Below are 19,458 nucleotides of genomic sequence, written 5' to 3' on the forward strand. Positions count from 1 at the left end.
GAACGCTATTCACCGCAAAAAGCGCAAATATATCCGCTATGGAATTCCGAAAAAAATATGTGGAATATTCTTAATCACCTCCCGCTATTGATAGCGGTCTCCTGTTGCGCTCTGTTTCAACCGCTGCACGCAGCCTGGATCAGCGGAGAGGAGGCGATCATGGGTACCAAGGTTAACGTACAACTCTGGCACCTGGACAAGAGAGAGGGCGAAGCGGCGGTTCAAGCAGTCATTGAGGAGTTTCAACGCCTGGATCACAAACTGAGCCCCTATATCGAACACAGTGAACTGGCTATCGTCAATCGTGTGGCTGCAAGCAAACCTGTAGTGATTTCGGAGGAGTTCTACCGCCTTCTCGAGGCCTCCCTCGAATATTCTAAGCTGACCAAAGGCGCTTTCGATATCACCTTCGCCTCGATTGGGCACCGTTACGACTATCGTAAGGGAATAAAGCCAAACAATTCGACGATCGACCGTACCCTGCCCCTGATTGACTACCGCAATATTAGACTGGTCGCGGATAACCGCACGGTCTCGTTCGAGAAGCCAGGCGTGCGCATCGACCTCGGCGGCATCGCCAAAGGCTACGCCGTCGACCAGGGCATCGAACTGCTGCGGCAGAGAGGCATTGAACATGCACTGATCAGCGCCGGCGGAGACAGCCGCCTGCTGGGCGACCACCGTGGCAGGCCATGGCATATCGGCATCCAGGCGCCAAGGGATAAAGCACGCATGGCCGCCATGCTACCCCTTGTCGATAACGCCATCTCCACCTCAGGTGATTACGAACGCTTCTTCGAACGCGACGGCATACGCTACCACCATATCATCAGTCCCAAAACCGGACGTTCCGCCGACACCCTGCAAAGCGTCACCATCATCGGCCCCAATGCAACACGCACCGACGCCTTATCCACCAGCGTCTTCGTGCTTGGCGCTGAAAAAGGAATGGCGCTGATCAATCGTCTGCAGGATGTCGATGCCGTGATCATCGACAAAGATGGGAAGATGAATACTTCGGATGGCTTTGCAGATGCGGATTCACAATAAACCTTGCACCGGATTTATTGAATGATTTTCGCGAATCCTAAACATCATAGATAAAAGCACAGTTACGGATTACATATCACAACGCATTAACAAAAAGATGCATACCCTACACCTGACCCGAGTGATCGCCCTTACAGCAGGGACATAGAAAGAAATGTCAAAACTATGGATTCAGAAGAGCTTGTTGAGATAATGAGCGGAGAAGGAGAACAAATTCTGACTGAGGAGGAAGAAGCATGGTCGCAGGAACCAATCCTTCCGGTGTGTTTTTCTCACTATATCACTCAATTGAAATTGAGCCCGTAGGGTATGGCACTGTAATTACCTTATTTCAAGTTCCGCCAGATCCTAAATATTAGATTGAGCTTTGTAGCAGTGAAGATATAGAGGTACATCAAAATGCAATATAAAAACTCAGCACATAACGATGGGCTACACCGATCATGAAAAACATTACATTTTCTCTTTCTTTGATAGTCACTACATCGTTAATGTTTACCGCCTGTGGCGGTGATGTCGAACCACCTCATCGAAACCCTTCACAACAACAGTTCACCCAACCACCGCAAGCCATTTCGCTGCCACTGAAAAATCCGAGCTTCGAACAATCTGATCAATACCTAGAAGGCTGGGGCTTTTCCCAGCATGCGGGAGAACAGGCGTACGCAGTATCCATCGACACAGCTGACAGTACCGATGGCAAAAACAGCTACCGTATCGAACGCAAGCTGGTTCAGGCCTGGGGGATGATCTATCAATGGTTACCGCTTGATAATGCCACGGGAAAATCCATCATACTGACCGCCATGATCAAAAGCGAAAACCTGGGTCCGGATGGATTCGACATCAATCTGGTGTTTCGAAAAGCCAACCGAAAAGTCATTGGAAAGATCGGTACAGAAGCAATTACAGGCACCAATAACTGGCAACGGATTGTAGTTACAGGCGTTATCCCTGCCGATACGGCTCATTTGCAGATTACAGCAGTGTTAAATGACGCTGGTACTGCTTGGCTGGATGATGTTCGGGTTAGCATCACCGATGAGAATTGATGCCCAGCTGGGGTATCAACTCCAATTAGCTCTCGATAGTTATTAGTCTACCAAGCAATGTGTAGATGATGCATATACTAGGGCCTGTTAACACTCCCTCCACTTACCCCCCCGCTTTTCATAAAACAGCTGAGTAAATTCCTGTAGCGTCCCATTCTCGATCGCACCTCTCAGGTCGCGCATCAGCTTCTGATAGTAATAAAGATTGTGAATGGTATTCAGCCGCGCCCCTAGGATCTCGTTGCATTTATCCAGGTGGCGCAGATAAGCACGGCTGTAGTTTGTGCAGGTATAGCAATCGCACTCCGGATCCAGGGGGCTCTCGTCGTATTGATGGGCTGCATGACGGATGCGCACCACTCCCTGATGGGTGAACAGATGGCCGTTTCGCGCATTGCGGGTCGGCATCACGCAGTCGAACATATCGATGCCCCGGTGTACAGATTCGACAATATCCTCAGGGGTGCCGACGCCCATCAAGTAGCGTGGACTCTCTTTTGGCAGGCGATTACTGAGAAAATCGAGGATGCGCCAGCGATCCGCTTCGGGTTCGCCCACCGAGAGACCGCCGACCGCATAGCCGTCGAATCCGATATCCATCAATCCCTGCAGGGATCGATCGCGCAACTCATCGAACATCCCACCCTGGACGATACCGAACAGGGCCGACGGATTGTCACCGTGTGCGTCGCGACTGCGTGCCGCCCAACGCAGCGAGAGTTCCATCGACACCCTCGCCTCCTCTTCCGATGCCGGGTAGGGGGTACACTCATCGAAGATCATGACGATATCCGAGCCCAGCTCCCGTTGCACCTGCATCGACTCTTCAGGGCCCATGAAAACCTTGCTGCCGTCGATGGGCGAGCGGAAGGTGACCCCTTGCTCAGAGATCTTGCGCATCTCCCCCAGGCTGTAGACCTGAAATCCCCCCGAGTCGGTGAGAATCGGTCTCTCCCAGTGGGCAAAACCGTGCAGGTCGCCATGCTTGCGGATCACCTCGGTTCCTGGTCTGAGCATAAGGTGAAAGGTATTGCCAAGTATGATTTCAGCACCCAAATCAACCAGTTCCTCAGGGGTCATTGCCTTGACCGTTCCATAGGTGCCAACGGGCATGAATGCGGGGGTTTCGACACACCCTCTGTCAAACTGCAAACGACCACGCCGTGATAGCCCATCTGTCTGAAATAGCTCGAATTTCATAGCATTTTTTAATATCGCCCGGGCGGCGGTAATTCAGAGGCGAGCCGGATCACCGGACTTTGTTAAATTTTGTGATGGCATTGGGGTTTTCCCTAATCAATCTTGACAGTCCCATAATTATATTAGAAAATGTTTATGTGCTGATCATTTATCAGCATTTTTCACTCCTCCATCCTCCTTTGGTGGATATATTCAGCGCGGCACCCCTGCCGCGCTTTTTTTTTATCATCTTGATTCCCCTGCAGGTGTCAGGAACATCGCATCACCATAGCTGAAAAAACGGTAACGTTTTTCAATCGCATGCTGATAGGCCTTCATGATGCGATCATATCCGGCAAAGGCCGCCACCAGCATCAGCAAGGTGGACTGGGGCAGATGAAAGTTTGTGATCATTGCATCGACACTGCGAAACCGGTAACCCGGTTTGATGAAGAGTCGGGTATCACCCTGATAGGGCTCAATCGTTCCGTTACCCGAGGCCGCCTCAAGACTCCGCACGCATGTCGTGCCGACAGCCACCACACGCCCCCCCCTTTCGCGTGAGTCAACAACCTTTTGGCAGACTGCTTCGTCAACCTCAATATACTCCCTGTGCATGATATGCTCATCCAGGTTGCTAACCCTGACCGGCTGGAAGGTTCCGGCACCCACATGCAGGGTCACAGTCGCAAGATCGACCCCCATATCCTTGAGTCTATCCAACATTTCATGGTCGAAATGCAAACCCGCGGTGGGTGCGGCCACCGCACCGGGCTTCTGTGCAAAAACAGTTTGGTAACGCTCTACATCGACTGGTCTGTCACTACGATCGATATAAGGAGGCAATGGCATATGACCGTGCTTATCCATCACATGGTAGAAGTCGTCGGTCATGGTTCGAAGCAAATACAGATTGCCTTCTCGTCCCGTGACCTCCACTGTGTGATCACTGTCGACCAGTTTAATTCTAGAACCGGTCTTGGGTGTTTTACTGGTGCGAATATGTGCCATCGCCAATCCCGGCTCCAGGATACGTTCAATCAATATTTCGACCTTGCCACCGCTCAATTTATTTCCATAGAGCCGTGCGCGCATCACCCGCGTATCATTCAGCACCAACAGATCCCCAGGCTGTAGTAGTGAAGGAAGATCAGTGAACATCAGATCCTTCGGCCCCGTCTCCCCCTGTAACAATCCAAGCAGGCGACTTCCGCTACGTTGCGTATGCGGAAACTGAGCGATAAGCTCCTCGGGTAAGTGGTAATCAAAGTCGGATAGCTGCATAGCGCGCGGATAGTAGCACGTCACGTGAATGCGGTGAATCATTCACTTTTCCGCAATCTGGCATTATTATCAACCATTGGCCTTATTCTGAGTAAGGATTAGGGAGACATTCAGAGCCTCGGTCACAAACTTTGGCAATTGAAAACACCATCGAAATTGCCGGGTACATAGTTTTAGGGGATTAGGATGATCATATGCAGGTTTCAGGCTCCATGCCGTACATTTCAATGGTTGGCTGTCCTGGTCTTTTCTCTTCTGTCCGGTATAGCTCGTAGTGAAATTATCCACCTGCAAACGGACCGCGGTTTGACGATCAATGCGGAATACCTCGATACGACAAGCAGTGCCTCCCCAATACTGATACTGCATGGTTTTCTCCAGACTCGGGATTTCTTTACGGTACGCCGTATAGGTAATACCCTGCATGAAGCTGGTTACAAGGTACTGCTGCCGAATCTATCCTTGGGTATCAATAATCGACGGCAAAGTCTTGCTTGTGAAGCCGTTCATAACCACTCCATGCAACAGGACACGAATGAGATCGCCCTTTGGGTGGATTGGCTCTACGATCAGACAGATCGCCCTGTTACCCTAATCGGTCATAGCGCCGGCAGTTTGAACCTGGTTTCCTATCTCGATGCATATCCCGACTCTCCCGTTGAGAAGAGCCTGCTGATTAGCCTGATCGCATTCCTTCAAGGTCCTGTTGCAAAGGAGAATACGACAGAACGAATGCGTGCTGAAGCCGATCTGATTCTGAATGGAGTCCGAATAGAAAGATATCGGTTGGCATATTGTGACCACTACGCCACAACAGCAAAAGACTATCTTTCCTACCTTGCCTGGGACCCGAATCGAACACTAAAGGCGATTTCCGGTATGAAGGTAAAACCCACTATAATATTAGGTGGTGGTGACAACCGTCTGGGTCCGGACTGGAAACCGCAGTTGCAGTCACATCAGGCTCATATTATAGAAATTGATGGGGCTAACCACTTTTTTGATCATGCATATGAATTTGATCTGCTTGATGGCATTGAAAAATCATTATGAGGGATTATAAACAGAGCCACTGTCCATGACGTTCAGACCAAAACCGTTATCCCTCAGTCTCTTCACGATACTCTTCGTGATGCTTTTTCTAATCCTGCTATTTACTCTCGGTAACCTCACTTACAGGGAGTTTGAGCATTTGGATACTAAATTTCGCATCGCCAATGCACATAGTGCAGCAGCTGAAATCGAATCGGCATTATCCGAAGCCATCAGCCAGAGCAAAGAAAAGACCCGCCAGCTCGCGGCTTGGGAGGAAGTTGGGCAACAGCTCAACAACCCAACCTTTTACAGTTATTGGTACCAATACAGGGCAAAAAACATCGAATATGTATCGGCCTACACGCTCGATATTGCGATCTATGACCTCCATGGCAATGTACTCGCTCCCATGGACACATCAATACTGCCCCAGAAGATAGATACCGCTGGTATCGGTCACTACATTCAGGTTAATGATTTTGAGCCGCTAATAGTGGTTATCATCCCAGTGAAGGAATCGATCAGCGGAAAAAAACTGGGATATCTGGCCACTTTAAGCAACCTATTCCCAATTCTTAAAGGCTTCAGCCACTTCAACTATATTGATCGAAGCAGTATCAGCGTTACCATCGATAAGATCGATATGATATCGAGCCAATCACTGTTGGAGAACATCGATTACAGGCTTACCAGCGACCCCTATGCACAAGCCATCAAGCCGGTTGTCAAGCAATCCTTGCTACAGCTGGCCGGTACCGCACTGATACTGACACTGTTGATCTTTCCATTGGCTGCCTGGCTTGTGAATCGTCCGATACTACAAATATCGCAACAGATCGATCAGTTGCAAAGCTCACCTCGAACAGCTGTTAAACAACAAGCAGTAAGACCACTGTTCATTAAGGAGTTGGATAAGATACAGACATCACTGTACGCCTACCACAACAGATTAAATCAGGCGAATTCTTACCTGGATCAGAAGACTCAAGAGTTGGATGATATCGTACAACATGATCCATTGACTGGCGTGATGAACCGCCGCGCCTTCGATAGTTACTGGAGGGAAGTAACCGATGTGTTCAAGCACAGTGCTGATGAAATCTGTCTGATACTGTTCGATATCAACCACTTCAAGGCACTGAACGACACTTATGGTCATCATACTGGTGACGAAGTATTAATCGCCGTCGCACAAACACTGAAGCAAATATTGCACAGTCGTGATCAGCTGTTCAGACTCAGTGGCGATGAATTTGCGACCATTCTCATGGGTATCCCGTCCCGCAAAGCCATGCAGATTGCCAAACAATGTCATCTAGCCGTCATCAACTATCCCTTCGACAAGCTCGGCATCAATGAACCTGTGCGGATAAGTATTGGCGTGGCGGACATAAAAGCGGAGAAAGGTGAAAACATCAATGCCCTGCATTGGCAGGCGGATATTGCGATACATTTTGCCAAGCGCCCCGGCTATTCCAGTATTATCCGCTTCAAACCGGAGTTGGCGGAAAACGCTCGCGGCCTCTTTTCCAATCGTACTCACATTGCCGTCTACGAGGCTGTCACCCGTGGTACCGGACTTGTCATGCACTACCAACCGATTGTGGATTTGGAAAACGGCAAGCCCCAATATTACGAAGCCCTGGTGCGAATTGTTCATGACGGGCAACTGATCATGCCCTCTCACATATTCCCGCTCGTCGAAGCACGAAGTCTTGATCTGGACCTTGATTTCCATGTTATTGAAAAGGCGATCAGCGACCTCCGGGAGGGCAGAATCCCTGTCAATACGGGGGTTTCACTCAATATTTCTGCGCCCGCCATCGTAGAGCATGAGCTGCTGCAACAGTTGGCGGCATTCAAGCCGTTCATGGCCGATTACAAATTACTGATAGAGATCACTGAAACCGCTCTCATCACTCAGCTCCAAACAGCCAGAAAGAACTTGGAAATCCTGCGTAACATGGGCTTTAGTATCGCCCTGGATGACTTCGGCAGCGGATACTCATCGCTGCGTTATCTGGGTGCCATGCCGGTTGATGTGGTCAAGTTTGATATCACCCTCACGCGGCTGGTCGACGATAGGGCGGATAACCTTATCCTAAACCACCTGGCAAAGATGATATCCGAGTCCGGGCACTTACTGGTGGCGGAGGGTATTGAATCGGCCCAGATCGCGGAACAGCTCGCCAAGCTGGGATTCCGCTATGGCCAGGGCTACTATTTCGGTCGGCCCGCACGGGCGATAGGGAAGACCGGCTCCTCCAAAGATTCCATCAATTATTCTGCATAGCCTGGAAAAATTAGGTATACTTTGCGGTTTCACGAAGCCGGGGTGGCGGAATTGGTAGACGCAGTGGATTCAAAATCCACCGGTAGCAATACCATGCGGGTTCAAGTCCCGCCCCCGGTACCATCTAAGAAAGAACTTTAACTTTCCAAGTAAATTCTTGACCCCTAGTGGTGAAATGGCGCAGTCCCGATAACTGCTCTACCACATTGTAAATAACTGTACACACCGTTTGCTCTCAGATAGTTCAATGCCTATAAATTGTAGAGGTATTGTGTATTTATTTGAGCATCGATTTAGGAAATAATTTCCTTTTGAGAGAAGACAGGATTTTATAACTGTGCGGGGATGTGTATTCCAGGGACCGGTGTAAAACCTCTGCCTCAATATCTTGGGAATCACTATTACAGCATGAAATCTTATTTAGATAAGCGAATTGGTATGGGGCCGATTCCCTCCGAACCCAAGTACTATCTCAAGAAAGAGCAGGTCAATGGACTCGCTGTCCTAAGGAAATTCGGTTGGCGAATCGTCTGTATCAGACGACCATCCGTATTTGATACCACTACAATTCTATTGAACAAACACACCAACAAGTTGGGAGTTCTCGGCAGTGACGGCATACTCCGATTGACGAACAATATTAAGATTCGAGATAACAGCAAAAAAAAGAGGACGACTGATCGTAAAAAAACGCAACCCTTGCAGTTCCGCAAAACCCTTAGATAGCTAAAGAGAGTCTACCGAATAACGGCACTGCCGCTTGGTGGATCCTAAACCATGGATTCGACAGAACAGGCCTTGGCAGAGGCGCTTTGTCCCCTTGCGTAAATCATACTCCATCCAACAGCCATTAATGATAATCATTTTTATTTATGCAGGCAATCGTGAGCGGCTGCCGTCAAACCATTGTGAGATCCGATCTCGATGACACAGGATTCAAATCCGGCCTTGGCACTCGACGCAACTTTGTAAGGCGAGCCCATTTATCGGCTTTTCCACCTATCGCATATATAGATTTTAGGTGTCTGTTCTGTTCAAATGTTATGGCTGTAATTCAAGAATGGTTGAATGGATGGCGACGGCATCCAGGCCAGCCTAAAAATCAGATAATAAGAGAGTATGACAAGTCCGGATTCCAAACTACCCGATGAGTATACCCAGGACGCGGAGACCATGACGAGCTCCGACAAGCTGCGTGTGGCGTTAGAGATAGCCATTGCTGCGCTGATACTCGTTGCTATCTACTACTTCTTTGCACCGGAAGAAGAGATCGATCTGGCGCCTCCTCTGGAGGAGAGTCAGATCGACCCCATCATTAGGGCTCAGATCGACTCAGCCACGGAACAGACTGCCCCGGTTGATGATGAGGTCGATACCGCTGAAAAAGCTGAAATCGTGGATCACCCTTCACCCTCGGAAAACACTGCAATTGAAGCAGAATCTGCTGCAATTGAGTTCGCCGAAGGGGGATCAGCCCGCGCATTGATATCAAGCTTACGCTCTGGTGAAACCGCCTTAAATCCAGAACAAATCCTTAGCCAGGCGACTGCATACCAGAATGAAGGCAAATTGACAGACGCATATCTATTGCTCTTTTATGCCGCACGAGAAGGGGATGCTGCAGCGGCCTTTTCACTGGCCAGTCTGCATGATCCAAACCATTTTAATGATGGCAACCCCTTACTTGAAAATCCTGATCCATATCAAGCACATAAATGGTATTCAGCAGCAGCTGACAAGGGTTTGACCAAAGCCGATGAGCGGCTCAGAATATTGAGAAAGACCACTGAAGAGCAAGCGAAAAAAGGGGACCTTGCAGCTAAGCGACTCTTACTCAACTGGCGGTAGCCCTTATTCAAGGATAAAACGATGGCCACTCTCAAATCGATCCTGACTCTGTTGATTGTTTTACTCTCCCCTTCCCTTCTCCTTGGTGCCGCGCAGCAACACCCCCTGCTCATGGATGGTAAGGAGGCTCTCTACCAGCGTGTGCTGAGTAAGCCAGGAGCTCATTTTTATAAGGAAATACAAAAGGCTAAGGGTGATCCCGCAACACCATTCAGCGCCTTCTATGTGTATGACCGAAAAATAGAGAATAGCACCACCTGGCTACTACTTGGCCATAATCGGTATGGCGAAATAGCCGGCTGGATAGCGGAAAATGACACCATTCCCTGGAATCAAGGGCTGACTGTTGCATTTCGTGATCCAATAGGTAACGACCGGGTCCTGCTCTTCAATGAAAAAGAGCAGTTGAAAACCGTGCTCAAGAGTAATGACAAGGAGAAATATCGACAACTCTATCAGGCTGCCGAGTCGGGTGAACTTGATGACAAATCACCGGTGATCGCCATCCAGCCAAGGACGCATATCGATATCTTGAAGGATTTCTACCTGGTGCCCATCCGAGATCACGAAGATATCTATATCGGAAATGAGCAGGCACGCATGCTGCAAGTATCCAGCGTACCGCTACTGCCTGCGATAACAAGTGAACAGGCACAAGCTCCCGAAAAAAAGAAAGAAGAGGCCCGCAACAAGATCAAGCCTTTCCGCTCCGCCGTAGTATTCGTCATTGACTCCACCCTCTCGATGGATCCCTATATCGACCGGACACGTGAAGCGGTGCGCAAAATATATGACACCATCACCGAAGAGGACCTGACTGGCGATGTGAGCTTTGGCTTGATTGCGTTTCGCGACAATCCACAGGCCGTTCCTGCACTGGATTACTTGACACAAACCTATGTCAATCTTCAACAGGGACAGGATGCAGATGGCTTTTTCAACCAGGTCTCGTCCCTTAAAGCCGCTTCAGTATCCAGCCGCGATTTCAATGAAGACAGCTTTGCCGGTGTCAACGAGGCTGTAGCAGGTATAGATTGGCAGGGGCAGGATGCCCGCTATGTTGTTCTGATCACAGATGCAGGCCCCCGAGAAGCAGGTGATCCGCTCTCCGGCACCGGCATGTCGAGCGCATCGCTTCGCCAGCTGGCCCAGGACAAAGGTATAGCACTCTCTGTCTTGCATCTTTTAACGCCAAGTATCATGGCGGATCACACACAAGCAGAAGAGACCTATCGCGATCTCTCATATTATCCAGGCATCGGCAGTTTCTACTTCGGTGTCGAAACAGGTGATGTTGAACGATTCGGCAGAGTTCTGGATGCCCTGGCCAAGCAGATCACCGAACAGGTCAAACTGGCCGCCCTGGCGGCGGCCGGGAAGAGTATGGCTATGGAACGCCAGGCCAGGAAAAACCAGGCAACACAAGATGAAGAAACCGATCAGTTGGCCCAATTCCAGGCAAAGGTCGCCAAACTGGGCTATGCCCTGCGTATGCGTTATCTTCAACAAAAAGACAAACAGCAGATCCCCAGTGTGTTCGATGCCTGGCTGGTCGATCGGGATATCAACGAGCCACAGAGACAAACCCTTGATGTACGCGTACTTTTGACTCGCGATCAACTCAGCGATCTGCACAGCATCATGCACCAGGTTCTCATTACAGCCGAAGAGGGCCTGCTATCTCCACGCACTTTTCTCAACGATCTGAAGAGTCTTGCCGCCACAATCGCCCGGGACCCGGAACAACTTGGAACAACAACGCGAGTGACCGGTGCGCGCGAAGGCAACCTGGCAGACATGGGTTTTATGCGGGAATATATTGAGGACCTACCGTACACCGGTGAAGTCATGAATCTCTCTTTAGAGAATTGGCAGGACTGGCCGGCCCGGGACCAGATCAGATTCATCAATCGCTTGGAAGAGAAGATAAACTACTACCAGGTATTGCATGATCATACAGACCTATGGGTTTCACTGGACGGAGGACCGATATCCGGTGACTCCGTCTTCCCGATCGCCTTGGAAATGTTGCCCTAGTTCTCCTTCATCGTGGAACTGGAGGAGTACCCGATTTGACGACCACTGTAATCCACCCGGGCGCAATGCTGACCGGTGAAAAGGTACTCATCTATCATTTGCGTGATGTAGAGAAGACTCGAGAAGCCGAAGGTAGTGCATTCCGTCTACGCGTACCGAGCCTGCAGATCGCACTGGGAGAGAAAATAGCGCTCATTGGTGAAAGTGGCTGTGGCAAGAGCACCCTGCTGGATATGCTCTCGATGACACTGAAACCGAGCAATATCGGGTCATTTCGTTTCAGACCTGAGCGGGGCGCAGAACCGGTCGATATTTCAGCGCTATGGCAGAAGAATCAACTCAACAAACTGGGTGATCTCCGTCGTTTGCGGATCGGTTATGTCATGCAGACAGGGGGGCTGCTACCCTATCTGACGGTTCGGGAAAATATCAATCTCTCCCGTCGCCTGCTCGATATGCAGGATGATGGATTGGTCGACGAGCTGGCGAATGACCTGGGTATACACAGACATCTGAACAAGCTGCCTCATATGCTCTCTGTCGGTGAACGTCAACGTGTTGCCATTGGTCGCGCCCTGGCTCATCGGCCGGCCATCGTAATTGCCGACGAACCCACTGCATCGCTTGATCCCATTGCAGCCGAACGCATAATGTCACTGTTCATCGAACTTGTGGATGAACTTCATATCACTGTCATTCTGGCCAGTCATGCATGGCGTCACATCAACCGGTTGGGACTCCGTCACCTGGAACACCACACTCATAGAGAGGCAGATGGATCGATGACTGAAACTGTTGTGAGTGGCTGATGCGTCATCGATTTAAGGATATCATCTGGCTGGCCGGTCGTGATTACCGCAACGAATGGCAAATGTCGAGCTTCTTCATCATCGCCCTGGCAGCAGTGCTTGGGCCGATGATGATCCTGTATGGTCTAAAATTCGGCATCGTCGGCAGCATGCTCAACAGCCTTATAGAGGACCCGCGCAACAGGGAAGTACGTCCTATCGGCAGTGGCCGCTATGACAGCGCCTGGATCGAACAACTGCAAGCCAGGGAGGAGATCGACTTTATTGTGCCGCGTACCCGCGCCATCGCCGCCACCATCGACCTGAAGAGCCAAGCAGCGAAGCGCATCGTCTCAGTTGAGATGATCCCAACGGGTCTGGGCGATCCACTTTTGAAGGCACGAACAATCCCAAAGAGCCTGCAACAGATTGTGCTCTCGGAAAAGGCAGCACAACGGCTTAAGGTAAAGCCGGGTGACGAGATCAATGGCAGTCTGTCACGCCGATACAAGGGACGTAGTGAAAGGGTGCACGTTACACTCCAGGTAGTCGATGTAGCGAGACACGCCAGCTTTACCCGTGACGGCGCCTTCACCAATCTGAACCTGTTGGAGGCTGCGGAGGACTTCCGCGATGGTCGCGCGGTCCCGGCTTTCGGTTGGAGCGGCACAAAGGCTCCGAACGACGAGCGCACCTATCCCAGCTTCCGCCTCTATACACGCTCCATCTATGACGTCGCACCAATCAGTGATGCACTGCAAAAATTGGGGATCGAAGTGAATACCCGGGCAGCCGACATCGACATCGTGCGCAGTATGGATCAGAATCTGAGCCTGGTTTTCTGGTTGATCGCACTCATCGGACTTATTGGTTTCTCATTCTCTTTGGGCGCCAGTCTGTGGGCAAATGTCGACCGAAAGCGAAAAGAGTTAAGCGTCCTTCGACTGGTCGGTTTCCGTACTGGGGAGATAATCTGGTTCCCGGTTTTACAATCGGCATTTACCGCCTTCTTCGGATGGCTGACAGCATCACTGATCTATCTGGCTGTCAGTTTCACTATCAACGGATTATTCATGACACAGACCGAGGATGGTGAGACAATTTGCAGATTGTTACCTAACCACTTTCTTGTTGCCCTACTTCTGACACTGGGATCATCAATTGTTGCCGCATCACTTGCAGGTTACCGTGCAGCAAGCGTGGAACCATCGGAAGGGTTGAGAGAGATTTAGAGGTCCACCTCAAATTGCAGTAACCCTATACCCGCCACCATATTTAGTAATGTAATAGGGAAGTACGAACAAAGGCCCGTAAAGATCTCTCACCACGGGCCTGTTGAATAGTTTTTTGTGCATTATGGAGCATTAGATTTTCCGCCTTGCACTGAAAGCGATGAACCCAAGCAATGCAGAACCGAACAACCAAGCCGCCGCAGGAAGCGGTACGGCCGATATTGTAAGGTCGTAGTCGGAGTAAATTTTGCTATCGAGCGCATTCAAGGCGAAACCTGAGAGTGTAAATACGTAACTGCCCTTAGCCAAGCTCAAACTTTCCGAAAACACCGGTCCAAGATGAAAATCCATACCATCATTCGTGTTTGTCAGCAACATATCATCTGCCGCCATCCCGGTATGAGATCCAGAAAAGATAAGTGATAGTCCGGAAGTAGCAATATCAAAGTGAATAACGTCCGTAAAGATACCGGAATATGGCGACGGATTGTAAGTGTCTCCATTCTCTGTAAATGTACCGGCATCAATGACTGTTCCGCCAAACACACTCGTTGAAACAATGCCGGCCATCAATACCAATGTGCAGAATAACCTTTTCATGATCCTCGTCCTTTAGTCAGTGAAATAAACTCCTAAATCTCATCATAGATTGTAATAGCTAGTTTGCGACTTAAACAACATAAAAATTCTAACAACTGCACAAAAAGACCACATTTTACAATTATTTTACAACTGCAATTTAGACCGCACATTAATCTTCCAGTGTTTAATTAATTGTTCGAGATATTAACTGGCAATGGAACCAAATATGGCAGGTTATGCCACAGATCAACATCCGACCGGCCTGCACCACTTTTTACATCAAAAAAACACAGTTAGGGATGAAGAAATAAACATTGATCAATAAATAATATTTTAAGTGAAGTTAAACCAATAGTTAAAAATCAAATACCATCGATTGAGTTTAGCTTGTCGCAAGCCGAAAAATGAAGAGTATCAGCAACACAAAACTTACTACAATAAATGCAAGAAATATTTTTCTTTTTGTACTTTTCATGTCTACGCTGCCTCTTTGATCACTTACCCATTGAGGCACAGGTTCATTGAACATATCCGGGCACCCATCAATTGTTATAGAAGGCAGCTCATCGGCAGCATCTGAAGAGATTTGTATCTTACGTTTGTCATTAACTGACATCCACCAGACACCACCCCACTGATGTTCACTATTGGAATCGCGTGATTCGCACCTCTTCTGCCTTGAATTTTGTTCGAACTCAGCTTTTGATATTTCACCTGATGAATGTGCGGCTTGATTCATTGCCCCATTGTATACGGATGGTAGGCCAGGATTATCCCACTCGATCCATTCCGTATCAGGCATATCCAAATCTTCCAATGAGAGGTCGAATTCATCGAACTCCTGCTCCCCTTCGTGAACAAAGATTGCAGCATCATGTATTGCCGTAGAATCGTTAGTGGCTGGTTGTCTTATGGATGACCCGACCATCTTACCGGAGCATGGCTCAACTGTCGGTGTATTGCCGCGTTTGCAAGGGAGTGTAGAGACAGCTTGAAACGGTTTTACGGGTATATACCTCTCTTTTAAAAAATCAATTGTTTCATTTGAATGCAGTCTCAATCGACCCTCCTCGATTAACAACTCTGCAACCAACAATACATCATCAATACTTATCTGATGTCTGTTTTCCAATGCGGCGGCCAACAACAAACGACTCATTAAATGATTTATGAGTCGTGGTAGTCCCTGAGTGACATCATAGATAATTGAATAGACTGATCTCTCAATGATGGGGTCATGCCTCCACCCCACCCGGTGAAGTCTGTGTTTTATATAACCTTCAGTCTGCTCAGCAGTCATGGTTTCAAGCTCGCACACCGCAGAAACCCTTTGCTGAATTTGTTCTATACCTGCTCCACCAACCGACTCCCGTAACTCGGGATTGCCTATCAGGACCAACTGAAGAACCGAGTGCCACTCCCGTTGCAGATCGGACAATAGCTTCAACTCTGCCGGTGAATTCGATGTAAGAATGTGAGCCTCATCAAGAAACAATATCAATCGCTTGTCTGTATAGTGCAGGTCATTCAGACGCTGATGAATGGAAGACAGCAATGTCGCTCTATTATATTCCTCTGCCGGCATACCTGATTCAAGCGCTACCTTCCTAAGCAACTCTTCCGCTGACAACTGCCCCATCATTATATTGATGGCAATACACTTATTTGGATCAAGCTTTGAGATAACATCTCTGCATAAGATTGTTTTACCCGATCCGGGAGGCCCGGTTAACAAGAGAACACCTTCACCCCGCTTCAGTGCATATGTTATGCAATCAGCGGTTCGCTCATAATTGCTGTGGGCATAGCAGAATTGTTCGTCAGCGCATAAACGGAAGGGTGTCTCATTAAATCCATATAATGATTCGTACATCTTTGTCACTCAACTTCATGATTGCCCACTGTCACAACCAAGTATTTTAGTCTCAGCAAGACAAGCGATAACGTCGGACACTGGCAGGAAAATCAGTGTTGACGGATAAGGGCAGTAGTCACGACTGTAATCAATAAAAAAATAACAGCGTTTTTTTGTAAGGGTTCGATAATGTCAGACCGAATGGATAGCGCTGAGTCGCCAGACCAATTCATGACTCAGGCGACATAATGTCAGAAAAAAATCCATTTTACACTCCTAAACCACTAAGTTACTGGGGAACATTTTGCAGGTCACTCGATACTTTCTCTTGCACAACACCAATGCACCCGGCAACTATTCCCAGACAAGAAGAATATAACACCAACTGTTAAATAAAAAAAACCTGCTGCAGATCAATCATGCAGCAGGTTTTACTAGAATGTAATCTGTGACGTAGCAAATTGCTACGATCTAATTTTTGGTCAATTCACAGCAGTCTTCATTACGATATTCGAATAACTACTCATGTTATTCTGCTGATCGTATACGGATACCGCCACATAGTAATCTCCAAGATCCAGGTTATCTAACACGTAGGTAGTCCTATCACCTTCATTGATGTCAGCAACCATCTGAAGATTATTTCTCGTGGTACCAACATAGACACAAAATCCTTGAATCTCTGACAGGTTGAGGGCCGAACCGTCAGTACGGGTTGTCGGCGCGACCCATCTCAGCGAAATTGAACCGGTCGCCGGCGCTGTGGTATCCGAATTTACGGTAACTGCAAATGCATTCAAGCTGTCCTCATCGGTGCCATCTGAAACAGTAATGACAATATTGTTGTAGTCACCTACATCATCAGCTGTTGGAGAACCGCTTAAGGTACCTGTCTGGTTGTTGAATTGGGCCCAGGCAGGCAGATTTGTGACGGAGAAAGTCAGATTGTCATTGTCACTGTCCGTTGCGCTTGGCGTGAAGGAGTAGGACTCACCTGCATTCACACTGTTAGTCGGATTGCCTGTGATTACAGGTGCCTGGTTGTCTGACTGCTGCGCATCTGTACAACGGCTGTTGGACGTAAAAAATTGTACCGGGGTGGCCTGAGTATATCGTGCTTGAACCGTGAAGCAGTGCTGAACGCTGAGGTCAAGGCCCTGAACGGTTGCCGTAGTGCCTGCTGTATTGCTCAGGTCCTTTGAATTCTCGCCATCGATGAATATGTTGTATCCGCCTTGCGGAACGTCATTGGCCTGACTCCAACTAAGGACGACATTGTCACCGGACACCGCTGCGGTTGTTAAAGACGCGGCACCGAACACCTCGGCAGGCTCACGGGTATTGGTCGTCGGTGCAGGCCTTACAGGTGTTGATGTGACAGGTGTCGACGTTACAGGTGGCGTTGTGGTAGTGGTCGGCTCATCAATCGATGCAGCGCCGTTTTTCGGAGGCGGTATGACGATTGTTTCGTTACCACTGGAGACAGCTGTTTCCTGATCAGGTATGTTGGCTACCTGATCAGACTCGGTCACAGCACTTCCACCACCGCATGCACTGAGAATGATACTCAATGTTATTGCTGAAAAAGCCGCCTGGTGTAATCTCATTTCGATGCCTCAGTATTGTAATTCCTGGAATAGATTACGGCAGACCCATGGATGACCTGAGGAACTGGATCACAGATCAACATGACCTTATTCACAATACCGGACAGCTAATTACAACCAATTGATTTAATTAAAAATATATATTCAGTTTAATCCCAAATCCGTGTGGCTGGATTGCTCAAAAAATAGCCAAATGACTCTCTTTTCGAGTTTGACATTACCAAGCAAAATAATCAGGATAGGCACAATAAAAAACTGAGCTCGTTTGATAAGTCAACATCCTGCCAAAACAGCAATCAACAATCCAAATATAACCACCGCAACCCGTGCAAGGACCAATTACCGCAACCTTGCCAGGGGGGTATCACTTGATGCCAAATGGATTCGACACTTATACTCAGCAGCGTTTTTTTAAATTCGATAACAATAGGCAACGCAGTATGACGACTCCAAGTTTCAACCCACCCATCCGTACGCTCATGGGCCCCGGCCCTTCCGATGTACACCCCCGCATACTCGAGGCACTGTCACGCCCGACCATCGGCCATCTGGATCCGGTATTTGTCGAGATGATGGAGCAGACCAAAGGATTGCTTCAATATGCGTTCCAGACCGAGAACCAGCTGACAATGCCGGTTTCGGCACCAGGATCGGCAGGCATGGAGACCTGTTTTGTCAACCTGGTCGAACCTGGCGACAAGGTCATCGTATGCCAAAATGGTGTTTTCGGCGGCCGTATGAAAGAGAATGTTGAACGTTGCGGCGGAACTCCGATCATGGTCGAGGATGAGTGGGGCAAAGCTGTCGATCTGACAAAGGTCGAAGCAGCTCTCGAACAAAACAGCGATGCTGCGATTCTTGCCTTTGTCCACGCCGAGACCTCAACCGGCGCCCGTTCAGATACCAAGGAACTGGTGGAACTTGCTCATCGCCATGACTGCCTTACGATTGTGGACAGTGTCACTTCCCTCGGCGGTTGTGAACTGAAAGTCGATGAATGGGGAATCGATTCAATCTATTCAGGGACTCAGAAATGCCTCTCCTGTACACCGGGCATCGCACCCGTCAGCTTCAACGAACGTGCCTTGGAAAAGGTACGTAACCGCAGCAGCAAGGTACAGAGTTGGTTTCTCGACCTGAATCTGGTGATGGGATACTGGGGTAGTGGCCAAAAGCGAGCCTATCATCATACCGCGCCGGTAAATGCACTGTATGGCTTACATGAAGCACTCTGCATACTCCAGGATGAGGGATTGGAAAACGCCTGGATGCGACATAACAAGATGCACAATGCTTTGAAGGCTGGCCTCGAAGCAATGGGTCTTACTTTTATCGTGGACGAAGCGCATCGGCTGCCCCAGCTGAATGCGGTTTCCATTCCCGAAGGCGTCGACGATGCAACTGTGAGAAGCCGCTTACTCAGTGAGTACAACCTGGAGATCGGTGCCGGCCTGGGCGCCTTGGCTGGCAAGGTTTGGCGTATCGGACTGATGGGGCATAGTGCCCGAGCGGAAAATATCCTGTTGTGTGTGGGCGCTTTGGAGGCCGTTCTGAGCGATATGAACGCACCGATAAATACAGGTGTTGCCCTGGGCCGCGTCCAGCAAGCGCTCTAA

General features: G+C 49.0%; 14 protein-coding genes and 1 tRNA gene. 10 read left to right on the forward strand and 5 right to left on the reverse strand.

Annotated features, from left to right (window positions below; translation table 11 throughout):
• Positions 1-57: 57 nt before the first annotated feature.
• Both AB8516_RS07810 and AB8516_RS07815 read left to right on the forward strand, forming a co-directional pair.
• A complete protein-coding gene (locus tag AB8516_RS07810; RefSeq protein WP_369159600.1) occupies positions 58-1,050 on the forward strand; it encodes an FAD:protein FMN transferase in 993 nt (330 codons plus the stop codon).
• 443 nt (positions 1,051-1,493) lie between these two features.
• Entirely contained in the window at positions 1,494-2,102 is a 609-nt protein-coding gene (locus AB8516_RS07815) for a hypothetical protein (protein ID WP_369159602.1), read from the forward strand.
• An 87-nt stretch (positions 2,103-2,189) separates the two neighbouring features.
• On the opposite strand, the gene tgt is transcribed toward AB8516_RS07815, so the two are convergent.
• Both tgt and queA read right to left on the reverse strand, forming a co-directional pair.
• Positions 2,190-3,302, reverse strand: coding sequence for a tRNA guanosine(34) transglycosylase Tgt (gene tgt / locus AB8516_RS07820; protein WP_369159604.1), 1,113 nt, complete (start codon positions 3,300-3,302; stop codon positions 2,190-2,192).
• A gap of 225 nt (positions 3,303-3,527) precedes the next feature.
• Positions 3,528-4,565, reverse strand: a complete 1,038-nt coding sequence (gene queA / locus AB8516_RS07825; RefSeq protein ID WP_369163243.1) for a tRNA preQ1(34) S-adenosylmethionine ribosyltransferase-isomerase QueA — start codon at positions 4,563-4,565, stop codon at positions 3,528-3,530.
• Between the two features lie 186 nt (positions 4,566-4,751).
• Between queA and AB8516_RS07830 the strand changes: the two genes are divergently transcribed.
• The 7 genes from AB8516_RS07830 to AB8516_RS07860 all read left to right on the forward strand — a co-directional run bounded on the left by AB8516_RS07830 (position 4,752) and on the right by AB8516_RS07860 (position 13,798).
• Positions 4,752-5,618, forward strand: coding sequence for an alpha/beta hydrolase (locus tag AB8516_RS07830; protein WP_108292618.1), 867 nt, complete (start codon positions 4,752-4,754; stop codon positions 5,616-5,618).
• Between the two features lie 25 nt (positions 5,619-5,643).
• Positions 5,644-7,893: an EAL domain-containing protein gene (locus tag AB8516_RS07835; RefSeq protein WP_369159607.1), complete on the forward strand. Its 2,250-nt coding sequence runs from the start codon at positions 5,644-5,646 to the stop codon at positions 7,891-7,893.
• A gap of 36 nt (positions 7,894-7,929) precedes the next feature.
• A tRNA-Leu gene (locus AB8516_RS07840) sits at positions 7,930-8,016 on the forward strand.
• Between the two features lie 1,050 nt (positions 8,017-9,066).
• Positions 9,067-9,741 (forward strand): hypothetical protein, encoded by a 675-nt coding sequence (locus AB8516_RS07845; RefSeq protein ID WP_369159609.1) that lies wholly within the window; start codon positions 9,067-9,069, stop codon positions 9,739-9,741.
• Positions 9,742-9,762: 21 nt separating this feature from the next.
• On the forward strand, positions 9,763-11,778 hold the full coding sequence (locus AB8516_RS07850) for a vWA domain-containing protein (RefSeq protein WP_369159611.1): 2,016 nt from the start codon (positions 9,763-9,765) through the stop codon (positions 11,776-11,778).
• A gap of 35 nt (positions 11,779-11,813) precedes the next feature.
• Complete coding sequence (locus AB8516_RS07855; protein WP_369159613.1) at positions 11,814-12,587, forward strand: ABC transporter ATP-binding protein; 774 nt, start codon at positions 11,814-11,816, stop codon at positions 12,585-12,587.
• Positions 12,587-13,798, forward strand: coding sequence for an ABC transporter permease (locus tag AB8516_RS07860; RefSeq protein ID WP_369159615.1), 1,212 nt, complete (start codon positions 12,587-12,589; stop codon positions 13,796-13,798). Before AB8516_RS07855 ends, AB8516_RS07860 begins: the two co-directional genes overlap by 1 nt.
• A 132-nt stretch (positions 13,799-13,930) precedes the next feature.
• On the opposite strand, the gene AB8516_RS07865 is transcribed toward AB8516_RS07860, so the two are convergent.
• From AB8516_RS07865 to AB8516_RS07875, 3 genes are all read right to left on the reverse strand, one after another.
• Positions 13,931-14,398 (reverse strand): VPLPA-CTERM sorting domain-containing protein, encoded by a 468-nt coding sequence (locus AB8516_RS07865; RefSeq protein WP_369159617.1) that lies wholly within the window; start codon positions 14,396-14,398, stop codon positions 13,931-13,933.
• Between the two features lie 364 nt (positions 14,399-14,762).
• On the reverse strand, positions 14,763-16,253 hold the full coding sequence (locus AB8516_RS07870) for an ExeA family protein (RefSeq protein ID WP_369159619.1): 1,491 nt from the start codon (positions 16,251-16,253) through the stop codon (positions 14,763-14,765).
• A 464-nt stretch (positions 16,254-16,717) separates the two neighbouring features.
• Positions 16,718-17,842, reverse strand: a complete 1,125-nt coding sequence (locus tag AB8516_RS07875) for a putative Ig domain-containing protein (protein ID WP_369159621.1) — start codon at positions 17,840-17,842, stop codon at positions 16,718-16,720.
• A 440-nt stretch (positions 17,843-18,282) separates the two neighbouring features.
• Between AB8516_RS07875 and AB8516_RS07880 the strand changes: the two genes are divergently transcribed.
• Positions 18,283-19,458 (forward strand): alanine--glyoxylate aminotransferase family protein, encoded by a 1,176-nt coding sequence (locus AB8516_RS07880; RefSeq protein ID WP_369159623.1) that lies wholly within the window; start codon positions 18,283-18,285, stop codon positions 19,456-19,458.

Origin of the sequence: Candidatus Thiodiazotropha sp. LNASS1 (assembly GCF_964212655.1) — a bacterium.
Classification (GTDB): Bacteria; Pseudomonadota; Gammaproteobacteria; order Chromatiales; family Chromatiaceae; genus Thiodiazotropha.

What these genes read in the sequence shown, in the direction of transcription:
- AB8516_RS07810 (WP_369159600.1), top strand. Translation starts at nt 58, where the DNA reads ATGTGGAATATTCTTAATCACCTCCCGCTATTGATAGCGGTCTCCTGT.
- AB8516_RS07815 (WP_369159602.1), top strand. Translation starts at nt 1,494, where the DNA reads ATGAAAAACATTACATTTTCTCTTTCTTTGATAGTCACTACATCGTTA.
- tgt (WP_369159604.1), bottom strand. Translation starts at nt 3,302, where the DNA reads ATGAAATTCGAGCTATTTCAGACAGATGGGCTATCACGGCGTGGTCGT.
- queA (WP_369163243.1), bottom strand. Translation starts at nt 4,565, where the DNA reads ATGCAGCTATCCGACTTTGATTACCACTTACCCGAGGAGCTTATCGCT.
- AB8516_RS07830 (WP_108292618.1), top strand. Translation starts at nt 4,752, where the DNA reads ATGATCATATGCAGGTTTCAGGCTCCATGCCGTACATTTCAATGGTTG.
- AB8516_RS07835 (WP_369159607.1), top strand. Translation starts at nt 5,644, where the DNA reads ATGACGTTCAGACCAAAACCGTTATCCCTCAGTCTCTTCACGATACTC.
- AB8516_RS07845 (WP_369159609.1), top strand. Translation starts at nt 9,067, where the DNA reads ATGACGAGCTCCGACAAGCTGCGTGTGGCGTTAGAGATAGCCATTGCT.
- AB8516_RS07850 (WP_369159611.1), top strand. Translation starts at nt 9,763, where the DNA reads ATGGCCACTCTCAAATCGATCCTGACTCTGTTGATTGTTTTACTCTCC.
- AB8516_RS07860 (WP_369159615.1), top strand. Translation starts at nt 12,587, where the DNA reads ATGCGTCATCGATTTAAGGATATCATCTGGCTGGCCGGTCGTGATTAC.
- AB8516_RS07865 (WP_369159617.1), bottom strand. Translation starts at nt 14,398, where the DNA reads ATGAAAAGGTTATTCTGCACATTGGTATTGATGGCCGGCATTGTTTCA.
- AB8516_RS07870 (WP_369159619.1), bottom strand. Translation starts at nt 16,253, where the DNA reads ATGTACGAATCATTATATGGATTTAATGAGACACCCTTCCGTTTATGC.
- AB8516_RS07875 (WP_369159621.1), bottom strand. Translation starts at nt 17,842, where the DNA reads ATGAGATTACACCAGGCGGCTTTTTCAGCAATAACATTGAGTATCATT.
- AB8516_RS07880 (WP_369159623.1), top strand. Translation starts at nt 18,283, where the DNA reads ATGACGACTCCAAGTTTCAACCCACCCATCCGTACGCTCATGGGCCCC.